Source organism: Rhizobium sp. 01T417 (assembly GCF_056398905.1).
In genome coordinates, this window is record NZ_JBFTQH010000002.1 from 180,041 (window position 1) to 191,961 (window position 11,921).

An 11,921-nucleotide genomic window follows, 5' to 3' on the forward strand; every position below is an offset into this window, starting at 1 on the left:
CCGCTCTCGAAAATCGTGCGCAAAGGTTCTATATGGGCGGCAAAGGAAGGAATATTAATGGCCCGCATAGACCAGAGCGAGGATTGGCGGGATCGCCACGCGCCGACGATCAGTACCTTCGAGTCGTTGGCGATGGAGGCATATAGCCACCTGCCGGAAGAATTCCGCTCGCTGACCACCAATCTGACCATCGAGATCGAGGATTTCCCTGACGACGACGTGTTCGAGGACATGGCGCTGGAAACGCCATTCGACCTTCTCGGCCTCTTTGAAGGCCGGGGCATCTCGGAGCGTTTCACGATGGAAACCGGCGAACTGCCGAACCGTATCCGCCTCTACAGGCGGCCGATCCTCGACTACTGGGCCGAGAACGACGAGACGCTGGGCGATATCATCACCCACGTCCTCATCCACGAGATCGGCCACCATTTCGGTCTCAGCGACGACGACATGGAACGGATCGAGGCAAGTGCCGAAGAGGCGGCCGAACGCTAAGCCTTCGCTTACTGTTCGGATAGCTTCATGTCCGGGTGGTAGTCCTTGCCTTCGACTTCCTTGACGATCGCCTGAGCGCACATCACCTGGCCGGTCTGGGTGTTGAAGGTCAGCGACGGCGAGCCGTTCAGCGACCAGCCCTTGTTGAGGGCGTCGGTTACGCGATGACAGAAAGCGGCATCATCCTGGCCGGTCAGAAGGCGATAAAGCTTCATCTAGAGTCGTCTTTCACTTCGCCGTTTGGCGCTCAGTAATCAGGCGGGCTTTATGAACCAGACTTTCCGCCTGGACAAGATGCAGCCGCTCGATCATCCGTCCATTGACATTGATGACGTTCAGACCTTCGGCAGCCGGGTCGGCAAAGGCGGCGATGATTGCCTCCGCCTCGGCAATTGCCGCATTGTCCGGGCCGAAATGCCGGTTTGACGCTTCGATCTGAGCAGGATGGATCAGCATCTTGCCGTCGAAGCCCATGGCCCGGGCATGCGCGCATTCGGCGTCGAAGGCATCTGCGTCCTTGAAATCATTGAAGACACTGTCGATCGCGTCGAGGCCATAGGCACGCACGGCAAGTACCACCTGCATCAGCCAGGGCACGAGATAGGTGCGGCCGGGCTGCGGCAAGACACCGGTCTCTTTGCGCAGGTCGTTGAGGCCAACGACGAAACAATCGAGTCTTGAGCCCGGCGTGCGTCCGGCTTCGGCGATCGCCGCCGCGTTCAGAATGCCGCGGGGCGTTTCGATCATCGCCCAGATGCGGAGGCTTTCCGGCGCATCGGCATCGGCAAGCCGGTCGCTGATGGACATCACATCCTGAGGCTCGGCCACTTTCGGCAGAAGCACGGCATCCGGTTCCAATGCCAAGACCAGCTCCATGTCGGCATTGCCGAATGTGGAAGCCAGCGCATTGATGCGGATGATCCGCTCCTTGTTCACCAGAGGAGGGCCCGAAAAAAAGGCTTTCAGATTGTCGCGGGCTTCCGCCTTTCGCTCCGGCGCCACCGAGTCCTCGAGATCGAAGATCACGGCGTCGCAATCGAGCGCATGGGTCTTTTCCAAGGCGCGTGCATTGATGGCCGGAACGCTTAGCACCGAACGGCGGAGATTCAAGGAACGAGTCGGAGAGTTGCGGGTCATCACAAATCTGTGCCAAGCTTTGTGATGGGTGGCAAGACAACAAAAAGCCATGCTCACCTTGCAGAGAAAGAAATGAAGGACCACATTCCTTTCCGAAGAAAGGTCTAAACCATGCAAAGCATTCGTTCCGTCTTCCTCCTGCTCGCAGGCATCACAGCCTTCATTGCGTTGGCGCTCCTCACATTTTCTGTGACGCTCGCAGTTGGCGGTATCCTGACGGTGCTCATGGTTGGCCGCGCGCTTTCGCTGAAGATGAAACCGGCCCCCGTTCGCGCCACCGCCAGAACGAAGTCACATTCCGGCGAGAGCATGCGTATCTGGAATGACGGGCGCGGCACGATCATCGACCTCTGACCGTCGGGTCGTTTCCAGAAAAATTTCGACATCGCTGTCGGCTCGGCTGATCTTCCCGCGTCTTTGAAAGGCCAGGGCTTTTGCCCAAACCAAATCAAACAATGGAGGACAGAATGGATACCGCAACGGAAACCGGCGCAACGAAAATGCCGCCGGTCAAGAATGGCTTGTTGCCTTATGTCACCGTCGACGGTGCTTTGAAGGCGGCGGAATTCTACAAGCGTGCGTTCGGCGCCGAGGAGGCTTTTGTCGTTCCTCCTGACGAAAACGGGCGGACGATGCATGTTCACCTCTACGTCAACGGAAGCTCGCTGATGCTCTGCGATGCCTACCCCGAGCATGGTCATCCCTTCGAAAAGCACCAGGGCTTCAGTCTCCAGCTTGTTATCGACGATATCGATTTCTGGTGGGAGCGCGCGGTTCAGGCTGGCGTAGAGGTGATCATGCCCGTTCAGCTGATGTTCTGGGGCGATCGGTATGGCCAGCTTCGCGATCCGTTCGGGGTTCTCTGGGCAATGAATGCGCCAGCGAATGCAAGTTGATCTCACGATATCCATGGATGGCTGCGCGTCGAATCCGCGCGCAGCCTTTTCCGCGGTGTAAATTTTCCTTCATTTTGGCCGAAATCTGGACTAAACGCTGATCAACAAAACTACGTCTGCTGACATTGGAGCCAGGCCATGGACAAATTCGTAAAGCTGACGGGCGTTGCTGCCCCTCTGCCTGTTGTCAACATCGACACCGACATGATCATTCCGAAGGATTACCTGAAGACGATCAAGCGCACCGGTCTTGGCAAGGGTCTTTTCGCCGAAGCCCGTTACAATGAAGACGGTTCTCCGAACCCGGATTTCGTGCTGAACAAGCCGGCCTATCAGAATGCGAAGATCCTGGTTGCCGGTGACAATTTCGGTTGCGGCTCCTCGCGCGAGCATGCGCCATGGGCGCTTCTCGACTTCGGCATCCGATGCGTCATCTCGACCAGCTTCGCCGACATCTTCTACAACAACTGTTTCAAGAACGGCATTCTGCCGATCAAGGTCAGCCAGGAAAACCTCGACAAGCTGATGGACGACGCCTCGCGCGGCTCCAATGCGATCCTGACGGTCGACCTGGAAAACCTTGAGATCACCGGTCCGGACGGTGGTTCGATCAAGTTCGATCTCGACGAGTTCAAGCGCCACTGCCTGCTGAACGGCCTCGACGATATCGGCCTGACACTCGAGAAGGGCAAGGCAATCGACAGCTTCGAAGCCAAGAACGCGGCATCGCGCCCCTGGGCTGCTTAAGTCTTAAAAACATAGCATTCGAGAAAGCCGGGTTTTCGCCCGGCTTTTCTTTTGCTGCTTACAGCAACCGTTCTTTCCAAACCTTCAGCTTTTCCAGCGAGACACCGATGCCGCCGCAGACTTCGATCAGCGGATTATTGAAGCGGGCGAGAATATCGGAATGCACGTCGGCCACCGCCAGGGCGGCCCCGCAGGCGGGCTCGACCAGAATGCGATAGGCATCGGCGAACTTCAGGCAGGCGGTGACCGCCTGCGCATCCGTGACCGTGACGCTTTCGATCGGGTGGTGCTTCGGCAGATCGAAGACGTGCTGCGCCACCTGACGTGCGCCAAGCGAACTGGCGATTGAGGTGATCGCCGGCAAGGTAAGGCGCTCGCCTGCAGCAAGGCTGGCATAAAGCGAAGCGGCCCCTTCGGTCTCGACGGCAATGACCGGCACATCAGACAGGCCGTTTCGCTCGAGACCGGCTACGATGCCCGCCAGCAAGCCGCCACCGCCGACGCTCGTGATGACGCAATCAAACTCGGCGCCCTTTGCGACAACCTCGTCGATCAAAGTGCCGTGCCCCTCCCACAGAAGGGGATGATCGAATGGGTGCACGTAGGCTGCGTTTCTGGCCTTCGCGTGTTCTATTGCGAAGGCATTCGCTTCGTCGAACACCGATCCATGCACGAGAACCGTGGCGCCGGTTGCTTCGATCGATTGGCGCACTTCCGGCGACGTCGTCTCCGGTACGACGATCGTCACCGGAATGCCGAGCGCCCGTCCCGTATAAGCGGCGGCGATCCCCGCATTGCCGCCGGAGGCGCAGAAGATCTCCCGTGCGCCGTTCTCGATCTCGTGCTGGCAAAGCCTGCCAACACCGCGAAGCTTGAAGCTTCCAGAGGGCTGCAGCGCGTCGAGCTTCAGCCAAAGCGGCTTGTTGCTTGCGCTGTAGTCGGCGGAGGTGCGGAAAAGCGGCGTGTCGAGGTGGAGCGGTGCAGATGGCATGATGGTGTCCGATGACCGTGGCGATGGAGGCTCTTCTTGTGGACCCGCATGCGCCGATCGGTCAACGAGGGATCGCGGCAGTAATTCCGCAACCGTACCGAATCGGCCTCCCACTCGCTTGAAATGCCGTTTTTGCAGGTCTAAGAAGCCGCAACTTGTTTTTCCGCGGAGGGTTTCATGACAGCGCGCAATCTTTTCCTGCTGCCGGGCGACGGCATCGGCCCAGAGGCCATGGGCGAGGTCCGCAAGATCATTGCCTATATGAACGAGGCAATGAATGCCGGCTTCGTCACCGACGAAGGTCTGGTCGGCGGCAGCGCCTATGACGCGCACGGCGCCGCGATCTCCGAAGGCGACATGCAGAAGGCGCTCGCAGCCGACGCCGTTCTCTTCGGCGCCGTCGGCGGTCCGAAGTGGGATGATGTTCCCTATGAGGTACGCCCCGAAGCCGGTCTGCTGCGCCTGCGCAAGGATCTGGAGCTTTTCGCCAACCTGCGTCCGGCCATCTGCTACCCGGCGCTCGCTTCCGCTTCCTCGCTGAAGCCGGAGCTGGTCGAAGGCCTCGATATCCTGATCATCCGCGAACTGACAGGCGGCGTCTATTTCGGCGAGCCGAAGACCATCACCGATCTCGGCAATGGCCAGAAACGCGCGATCGACACGCAGGTCTACGATACGTACGAAATCGAGCGCATCTCGGCCGTGGCCTTCGAAATGGCCCGCACGCGTCAGAATCGCGTCTGCTCGATGGAAAAGCGCAACGTCATGAAGTCGGGCGTGTTGTGGAACCAGGTCGTCACAGCGACGCACAAGGACAAGTATTCCGACGTCAAGCTCGAGCACATGCTGGCGGATGCCGGCGGCATGCAGCTGGTGCGCGCGCCGAAGCAGTTCGACGTCATCGTCACCGACAACCTGTTCGGCGACATGCTGTCCGACGTTGCCGCCATGCTGACGGGCTCGCTCGGCATGCTGCCTTCGGCTTCGCTTGGCGCCCCGGATGCCAAGACCGGCAAGCGCAAGGCGCTCTATGAGCCGGTGCATGGTTCGGCTCCTGACATTGCCGGCAAGGGCATCGCCAATCCGATCGCGATGATCGCTTCCTTCGCCATGTGCCTGCGCTATTCCTTCAACCTCGTGAAGGAAGCCGACAACCTCGAAAAGGCGATCGCCAACGTCCTCGACAAGGGCATCCGCACCGGCGACATCATGGCCGAAGGTTGCACGAAGGTTGGAACCATTGAGATGGGCGACGCGATCCTCGCCGAGTTCAAGGCGCTTTCTGCCTGATATTTCACGTGAAACACGCTTTCGGTCCTTCGCATCCACCGATGCGGAGGGCCTTTGCTTGAAGGCAGTTATTGTCGCCCCTATCTCCCTTCTGCATTGAGGAAAGAGCGGAGTGGAATGAGCGGGACCGTCGATCGCAAGCCAAGTTTCTGGAACTATCTGCGAAAGCGTTATGAGACGCGGCGTACGATCCATCGGCGGGTTCCCTGGAAGGGCTTCGTGTTCACCGCCATCAACGCGGTTGCCATTGCTTTCTTCGTCTTCGACCGTCCGCTCGGACAGGCGGCCAAGGACCTGGCGCCGCGGCTGATCACCGTTGCCGGGGACATTACCGATATCGGCAGGCTCGCCTGGATCCTGGCAGGCCTCTGCACGATCTTTGCCACCGGCTATCTCGTTCGCCGCCGACTCTGGAAGGTGCGCAGGCGGTTCCGCATGGTCTATTTCACACAGATGACGGCCTATGTCGGGTTGTCTGTGCTGGTCACCAGCATCATTGCCAACGTGTTGAAGTTTGCAATCGGCCGGGCCCGACCGCTGATCTATGACCAGGAGGGTGTCTTCAGCTTCGCGCCTTTCAATGCTGACTTCCTGCACCAGAGCTTTCCGTCCGGCCATTCGGCCAACATCGGCGCGCTGTTCGTGGCGCTCGCACTTCTTTTCCCGCGTTTTCGCCTTGGTTTTATCGGTATCGGCCTTTGGCTTGGCGCCACACGCGTCATCATCGGCGTGCATTATCCAAGCGATGTCGTGGCCGGCCTTGCGTTGGGCGCCTGGTTCGCCTTTGCCACCTCAGTCCTCTTCGCGCGCTGCGGTCTGGTGTTCTCCATCGATCGCGATGGCGGCTGGCCGACGCCGCGGCTGAGCCGTCTTCTCTAGCCCTCCATAAATAAAAAACCCGGCGCCTTGAGAGCGCCGGGCAGATGTTTGCAGTCTTTAATCGGCTCAATCCATGGCGTGGATATCGCGGTCCTTCGTTTCCGGCAGGAAGATCAGGCCGATGACCAGCGTGATGGCTGCGAAGACGATCGGATACCAGAGGCCGAAGTAGATATCGCCCTTGGCCGCGCTCATTGCGAAGGCCATCGCCGGCAACAAGCCGCCGAACCAGCCGTTGCCGATATGGTAAGGCAGCGACATGCCGGTGTAGCGGATGCGGGTCGGGAAGAGTTCGACCAGCAGAGCTGCGATCGGGCCATAGACCATCGTCACATAGAGAACGAGCACGAACAGAATGGCGATCGTGCCGATCCAGTTGACACGGGCAGGGTCGGCTACCATGGAGAAGCTGCCACCCTTGGCAATGTTATAGACCGCCATGTCGGTGGCGCCCTTTGCTTCATCGGCCGTCAGCAGCTTGTCGGCAACCAACTTGTCGGCCGGCACGGTCTGTTTTTCACCGGCGCGTACTGCGTCAGCGTTGAGGGCAAGCTCAGGGTTGGCCGCGATGAAGGCGTCCAGCTTCGCATCCGGCACCTTGATGGCGCCGCGGTTCAGCGGGTATCCGGCATCATGAAGGGCGATGTTGACGCCCTTTTCGAACGCGCCCGTCATTGCCTTTGCCTTGTCGCCGGCGGCGACGACGTCGAAGCTGGGGATGGTTTCGTCACCGATCTTGATCGTGGCAGGCTGGCCTGCCGGGCCGGGCACGACATCATAAGGCACCGAGTTCTTGGTCAGGAAGGCAGTGGCCACATCGCAAGAGTTGGTGAACTTCGACGTTCCAGTTGGGTTGAACTGGAATTTGCAATCCGCCGGATCGGCCGTCACGGTTGCACGGATAGAAGCCTGGGCTTCCGCGAGCGCCGGATTGGCAGTCCAGGTCATGGCCTTGAACAGCGGGGTGTAGGTAACGGCGGCGATCAAGAGGCCGGCCATTAGGATCGGCTTGCGGCCGATCCTGTCGGACAGGGCGCCGAAGATGACGAAGAAGGGCGTGCCCAGGAAGAGCGCAATGGCGACCATGATGTTTGCCGATTGCAGATCAACCTTGAGCACGTTCTGCAGGAAAAACAACGCATAGAATTGGCCGCCGTACCAGACGACCGCCTGACCCATCGTTGCGCCGAGAAGCGCGATCAGGGCGATCTTGGCGTTCTTCCACTGACCGAAAGCTTCCGTCAGCGGTGCCTTGGATCCCTTGCCTTCGGCCTTCATGCGCTGGAATGCCGGAGATTCGTTCATCTTCAGTCGAATCCAGACGGAAATCCCGAGGAGCACGACGGAGACGAGGAACGGAATGCGCCAGCCCCATGCCGCGAAGGCTTCCTTGCCCATCAGGAACTGCACACCGACGATGACGATCAGCGACAGGAAGAGGCCGAGCGTAGCCGTGGTTTGGATCCACGACGTGAAGTAACCGCGGCGTCCATGGGGCGCATGTTCGGCCACGTAAGTCGCCGCACCGCCATATTCACCGCCGAGCGCAAGACCCTGCAGGAGGCGAAGTCCGATCAGGATGATCGGTGCTGCGATACCGATCGTCGCCGCACCCGGCAGGATACCGACGAGGAAGGTAGAGAGGCCCATGATGAGGATCGTCACCAGGAACGTGTATTTGCGTCCGACGAGATCGCCGAGACGCCCGAAGACCAGTGCGCCGAACGGACGCACGAGGAAGCCGGCAGCGAAGGCCAAAAGCGTGAAGATGTTTCGCGTTGCTTCCGGATACTGGGTAAAATAGGTCGCGCCGATATAGGTTGCGAGCGAACCGTAAAGGTAGAAGTCGTACCATTCGAAAACGGTGCCGAGCGATGAAGCGAAGATAACCTTCTTCTCCTCGCCCGTCATCGGACCGGCCTTGGGGCCGTCGACGCTTGCGATATTTGCCATTTTCTGTCCTCCACAGAATGATGTGAAACGCGGCGCGCGACCACCATGCTCTCCTCAAAGCATACCCTCGGGTCGCGGTTCGCCTGACAAGAGTGTGACAGAAAAGCTCATCCATACAGAGAGCGGCTTTGGGATTATGACTTTAGTCTAACACTTTCCGCTGGATGGCGCAGCGCGTCCCGCCCGAGGAGTCGGGCGTTGCCGGCTTCACGGTCTATGAGAAAGAATATTCACGATTGTTCCAAAGGGGTCGCGCACGTAGAAGCGCCGAACGCCCCAGGGCTCATTGGCCGGCCCATAGATGATTTCGAAGGCTGATGCACTCATGGCTGCGAAGGCCTCGTCAACATCGTCGACCTCGATCGAGAGGCCTGGAACCGGTGTGTCTGAGCCGCCCTCGCTCGCAAAGCCCACCTGGACCCGCATTGATTGGTTTGAGCCATAGGTGGAGATCCAGTCGTGATCCATCAGTACGTCGAGGCCAAGGATATCCTTATAGAAGACCTTGGCAGCGGCCGGATCGGCTGTTTCGATGTTCGCTACGATTCGCAGGACCTTCATATCGCCTCCGGCAATACCGTTTCCCTTAAGCTATGCGCGAACTCCCCGCGGGCAAGAAAAAAGCCGGGCCGCAGGTACCGTCCGGCTTCTGTTTTTCCCTTGAGCGATCCGTCTTATGCGGCCTCGGTCGTGTGTGCCTTGCGAACTTCTTCGTCCGTGAGGATGCCGCTCGCGCGCAGCAGCGCCGCGAACCGGCCGTTGCTATGGCTGAGCTCATCGAAGCTGCCTTCTTCGACGACACGGCCACCGTCCAGGAACAGGACCTTGTCCGCTTCGCGAACAGTGGAAAGACGGTGCGCGATGATGAATGTCGTGCGGTTCTGGCGCAGGTTGTCGATTGCGGCCTTAACGCGATTTTCGGTTTCGACGTCAAGCGCGCTTGTCGCTTCGTCTAGCACGAGGATCGGGGCATCCTTGAGGATGGCGCGGGCAATCGCCACACGCTGACGTTCGCCGCCGGAGAGCCTGTTGCCGCGTTCGCCGACATGGGTGTCGTACTGCTCTTCGCGCGTCTCGATGAAGTCGGCGGCAGCGGCCGCTTCAGCTGCTCGACGCATGTCCTCATCCGAGGCGCCTTCCCGGCCGAGGCGAATGTTGTCGCTGATCGAGCGGTTGAGCAGGCCGGCATCCTGGAACACCGTCGCGATATAGCGGCGCAGCGACTTGCGGGTGATCTTCGTCGTGTCGTGACCATCGACGAGGATCTGGCCGCTATCCGGGTCATACACGCGCTGCAGCAGGTTGATCATCGTGGTCTTGCCCGAACCGGTCGGACCGACGATCGCAACTGTCTGACCAGCCTTGGCGGTAAAGGACACGTTGTGCAAGCCCTGCGCGGTGTTGCCGAAGCGGAACGACACGTTGCGGAATTCGACTTCACCCTTCACGTCGGCGATATCGTCATTGCCGGCAGGCTCTTCGCGTTCACGCACGGAGTCTTCGAGCGAGTAGAAATCCTCGAGCTTCGAACGGGCCTCGAAAATCTGCGTGGCAAACTGGCGCATCTGGTCGAGACGCGAGATCAGCAGGTTCGCAAAGCCGATGAAGGCAATCACGTCGCCGATGCGCAGCTCGCCGGACTGAACCATGAGCGTGCCGATGACGAGGATGATCATCATCGCAATGGTCGAAGCCATGCGGTTCATGGCGCCCGCGAGAGCCCACCAGTCGAGAACCGGATACTGAGCCTGCAGCAGGCGCTCGGCAAACGACTTCAGTGCCTTGGTTTCTGCTTCGATGCGATTGTAGCTATGGAGGACCGATACGTTGCTGATCGAGTCGCTGACGTGTGAGAAAACGGTGTGGTAGTGGTTTTCGACCGACGCCTGGCCATCCTTGGTGCGGCTCATGACGAGACGACCAATCAGCCAGTAGGCGACGCCGAGCACGACCAGCACGCCCGAAAGACGCAGGTCCATCGACATCGCAGTCGGCACCAGAAGCGCGATGGCAACGGCAGTCGCCAGGTGGTTGCGCATGAACTCGAGCCAAAGGCCAAAGAGCGTTTCGCATGCGCGCAGCAGCGTATGCAGCGCATTCGACGTGCCACGCTGATGATGCCAGGACAGCGGCATGGAGATGATACGGCCGAACGCTTCCGTCAGCAGTGTGGCGCGGCGGCCATGGGCCAGCCGGTCGGCCTCACGAGCGACAAGAACGAACGCTATGGTGTTGAAAACGGCAAAGCCAGCCCACATGAAAAGGATGGGTTTGACTTCGCCCTTGCCTGAAATTGCATCGATGATGCGACCGAACAAAATCGGTTCGGCGATTGTGATCGCGGCAAGCACGATGTTCGCAATAACGACCAGGGATACGCGGAGCTTGTAGGCGCCGAGATAGCGCAAAGCTCTAGCATAGACCTTGAATAGCGACACGGCGATACCTCTTGTGCATTTGCGAAATAATGGACGCTGCAACGCTACAAAACGATACCTGAACCAGCGATTAACGAAGCGTTCAGACGAGCGGTCGCGGCAAGATTCTTTTACGGAGCGCACCCACAGCAATCCATTCCGAGGGACTGAACTTTTTTGGGACGTATCGCAAATCTCGCAATTTTCACTTGCGTTGCATGGTCGCGCTGGCACACCATAGATTGACGTCTAAATGCGTCGCAGGGGCGCCCAACCAAACACTTCCCTTGGTCGTGATCATTCCGCTAGGAGCCCAACTGGCGTAGGGGCATATATTTTGAGTATTCATTCATTAATTCAATTGCTTGTCGTTCTGGAAGAGTGTCGAAGACCCGAAGGAGTTGTTGGCGAACTGGAGCATGTCATCCACGCCTACGGCTTCCAGTATTATGGCCTTTTGCGACACCTGAAAGCGACTGAAGATCCAATCAGTCTGATGTTTGCCGGTCATTGGCCAGAGAAATGGCCGCAGATCTATATTTCGAAAAAATACGTTCTCAGCGATCCGACGGTTCGCTATCTCGCATATGCGCAAAGGCCGTTTCGCTGGAAGGATAGTCTGGCGGCCTTCCGGAAGGACCCGCATCACCGCCGGATGGAGCAAATGATGGCCGACGCGCATAGCCATGGCCTGAAGGACGGCTACATTTTCCCGATCCAGGGCAGAAACGGCATCCTTGGTAATATGAGCATAGGCGGGACACCGGTAGACCTCTCTCCTGTCGAGATCTCGCTCTTTGATGCCGTTGCCCGAAAGGCTTTCTGGCGTCTTCTTGAGCTTAAGGGGGAGGCGGATGCGCTCGAAGAAGTTTCCGGCATCGACACGCGTTTGACGCGCCGGGAGATGGAAATACTTCAATATCTCGCGGAAGGCATGACCTCGGTTGAGATTGGCAAACGCCTCAAGATTTCAAACCACACCGTCGACTGGTACATGAACGGCCTACAAGACAAGCTGAAGGCAAAGAATAGACAGCACGCGGTCGCTGTCGCCTTCCGGCATGGGCTGATCACCTAGTCTTAGAGAAATTCCATTTCGGACGGTTCCGGAAATTG

At 58.9% G+C, this 11,921-nt stretch carries 13 protein-coding genes; 7 read left to right on the plus strand and 6 right to left on the minus strand.

The genetic code is table 11. The annotated features are described in order from the left end of the window. Positions 1 to 57 precede the first annotated feature (57 nt). Positions 58 to 495 (plus strand): metallopeptidase family protein, encoded by a 438-nt coding sequence (locus AC1DPR_RS02990; RefSeq protein WP_018855933.1) that lies wholly within the window; start codon positions 58 to 60, stop codon positions 493 to 495. An 8-nt stretch (positions 496 to 503) separates the two neighbouring features. Here AC1DPR_RS02990 and AC1DPR_RS02995 read toward each other — a convergent pair whose 3' ends face one another. Together AC1DPR_RS02995 and AC1DPR_RS03000 are read right to left on the minus strand one after the other, a co-directional pair. Further along, positions 504 to 710: a DUF1737 domain-containing protein gene (locus AC1DPR_RS02995; protein WP_018855932.1), complete on the minus strand. Its 207-nt coding sequence runs from the start codon at positions 708 to 710 to the stop codon at positions 504 to 506. 13 nt (positions 711 to 723) lie between these two features. Then, positions 724 to 1,632, minus strand: coding sequence for an HpcH/HpaI aldolase/citrate lyase family protein (locus AC1DPR_RS03000; RefSeq protein ID WP_026371613.1), 909 nt, complete (start codon positions 1,630 to 1,632; stop codon positions 724 to 726). A 111-nt stretch (positions 1,633 to 1,743) separates the two neighbouring features. On the opposite strand from AC1DPR_RS03000, the gene AC1DPR_RS03005 reads away from it, so the two are divergent. From AC1DPR_RS03005 to leuD, 3 genes are all read left to right on the plus strand, one after another. After that, positions 1,744 to 1,986, plus strand: coding sequence for a hypothetical protein (locus AC1DPR_RS03005; protein WP_018855930.1), 243 nt, complete (start codon positions 1,744 to 1,746; stop codon positions 1,984 to 1,986). Between the two features lie 113 nt (positions 1,987 to 2,099). Beyond that, a complete protein-coding gene (locus AC1DPR_RS03010) occupies positions 2,100 to 2,528 on the plus strand; it encodes a VOC family protein (protein WP_018855929.1) in 429 nt (142 codons plus the stop codon). 138 nt (positions 2,529 to 2,666) lie between these two features. Continuing rightward, a complete protein-coding gene (gene leuD / locus AC1DPR_RS03015) occupies positions 2,667 to 3,275 on the plus strand; it encodes a 3-isopropylmalate dehydratase small subunit (RefSeq protein WP_018855928.1) in 609 nt (202 codons plus the stop codon). Positions 3,276 to 3,333: 58 nt separating this feature from the next. On the opposite strand, the gene AC1DPR_RS03020 is transcribed toward leuD, so the two are convergent. Next, positions 3,334 to 4,266 carry a pyridoxal-phosphate dependent enzyme gene (locus tag AC1DPR_RS03020; protein ID WP_025658021.1) on the minus strand — a complete coding sequence of 311 codons (933 nt, stop codon included), beginning with the start codon at positions 4,264 to 4,266 and terminating at the stop codon, positions 3,334 to 3,336. A 177-nt stretch (positions 4,267 to 4,443) separates the two neighbouring features. On the opposite strand from AC1DPR_RS03020, the gene leuB reads away from it, so the two are divergent. Both leuB and AC1DPR_RS03030 read left to right on the plus strand, forming a co-directional pair. Further along, complete coding sequence (gene leuB / locus AC1DPR_RS03025) at positions 4,444 to 5,556, plus strand: 3-isopropylmalate dehydrogenase (protein WP_018855926.1); 1,113 nt, start codon at positions 4,444 to 4,446, stop codon at positions 5,554 to 5,556. 117 nt (positions 5,557 to 5,673) lie between these two features. Then, entirely contained in the window at positions 5,674 to 6,435 is a 762-nt protein-coding gene (locus AC1DPR_RS03030) for a phosphatase PAP2 family protein (protein ID WP_477815735.1), read from the plus strand. A 66-nt stretch (positions 6,436 to 6,501) separates the two neighbouring features. On the opposite strand, the gene AC1DPR_RS03035 is transcribed toward AC1DPR_RS03030, so the two are convergent. The 3 genes from AC1DPR_RS03035 to AC1DPR_RS03045 form a co-directional block, all read right to left on the minus strand. After that, positions 6,502 to 8,388: an MFS transporter gene (locus tag AC1DPR_RS03035; protein ID WP_113162026.1), complete on the minus strand. Its 1,887-nt coding sequence runs from the start codon at positions 8,386 to 8,388 to the stop codon at positions 6,502 to 6,504. Between the two features lie 207 nt (positions 8,389 to 8,595). Further along, positions 8,596 to 8,949: a VOC family protein gene (locus tag AC1DPR_RS03040; protein ID WP_018855923.1), complete on the minus strand. Its 354-nt coding sequence runs from the start codon at positions 8,947 to 8,949 to the stop codon at positions 8,596 to 8,598. Between the two features lie 113 nt (positions 8,950 to 9,062). Continuing rightward, the gene (locus AC1DPR_RS03045; RefSeq protein WP_018855922.1) at positions 9,063 to 10,826 is read right to left on the minus strand and encodes a glucan ABC transporter ATP-binding protein/ permease; all 1,764 of its coding nucleotides are present in this window, start codon (positions 10,824 to 10,826) and stop codon (positions 9,063 to 9,065) included. A gap of 316 nt (positions 10,827 to 11,142) precedes the next feature. Between AC1DPR_RS03045 and AC1DPR_RS03050 the strand changes: the two genes are divergently transcribed. Next, positions 11,143 to 11,883, plus strand: coding sequence for a helix-turn-helix transcriptional regulator (locus AC1DPR_RS03050; RefSeq protein WP_026371612.1), 741 nt, complete (start codon positions 11,143 to 11,145; stop codon positions 11,881 to 11,883). Positions 11,884 to 11,921: the final 38 nt, after the last annotated feature.

Bases quoted from the DNA above. Each gene is read 5' to 3' on its own strand.
- AC1DPR_RS02990 (WP_018855933.1), top strand. From the start codon at position 58: ATGGCCCGCATAGACCAGAGCGAGGATTGGCGGGATCGCCACGCGCCG.
- AC1DPR_RS02995 (WP_018855932.1), bottom strand. From the start codon at position 710: ATGAAGCTTTATCGCCTTCTGACCGGCCAGGATGATGCCGCTTTCTGT.
- AC1DPR_RS03000 (WP_026371613.1), bottom strand. From the start codon at position 1,632: ATGACCCGCAACTCTCCGACTCGTTCCTTGAATCTCCGCCGTTCGGTG.
- AC1DPR_RS03005 (WP_018855930.1), top strand. From the start codon at position 1,744: ATGCAAAGCATTCGTTCCGTCTTCCTCCTGCTCGCAGGCATCACAGCC.
- AC1DPR_RS03010 (WP_018855929.1), top strand. From the start codon at position 2,100: ATGGATACCGCAACGGAAACCGGCGCAACGAAAATGCCGCCGGTCAAG.
- leuD (WP_018855928.1), top strand. From the start codon at position 2,667: ATGGACAAATTCGTAAAGCTGACGGGCGTTGCTGCCCCTCTGCCTGTT.
- AC1DPR_RS03020 (WP_025658021.1), bottom strand. From the start codon at position 4,266: ATGCCATCTGCACCGCTCCACCTCGACACGCCGCTTTTCCGCACCTCC.
- leuB (WP_018855926.1), top strand. From the start codon at position 4,444: ATGACAGCGCGCAATCTTTTCCTGCTGCCGGGCGACGGCATCGGCCCA.
- AC1DPR_RS03030 (WP_477815735.1), top strand. From the start codon at position 5,674: ATGAGCGGGACCGTCGATCGCAAGCCAAGTTTCTGGAACTATCTGCGA.
- AC1DPR_RS03035 (WP_113162026.1), bottom strand. From the start codon at position 8,388: ATGGCAAATATCGCAAGCGTCGACGGCCCCAAGGCCGGTCCGATGACG.
- AC1DPR_RS03040 (WP_018855923.1), bottom strand. From the start codon at position 8,949: ATGAAGGTCCTGCGAATCGTAGCGAACATCGAAACAGCCGATCCGGCC.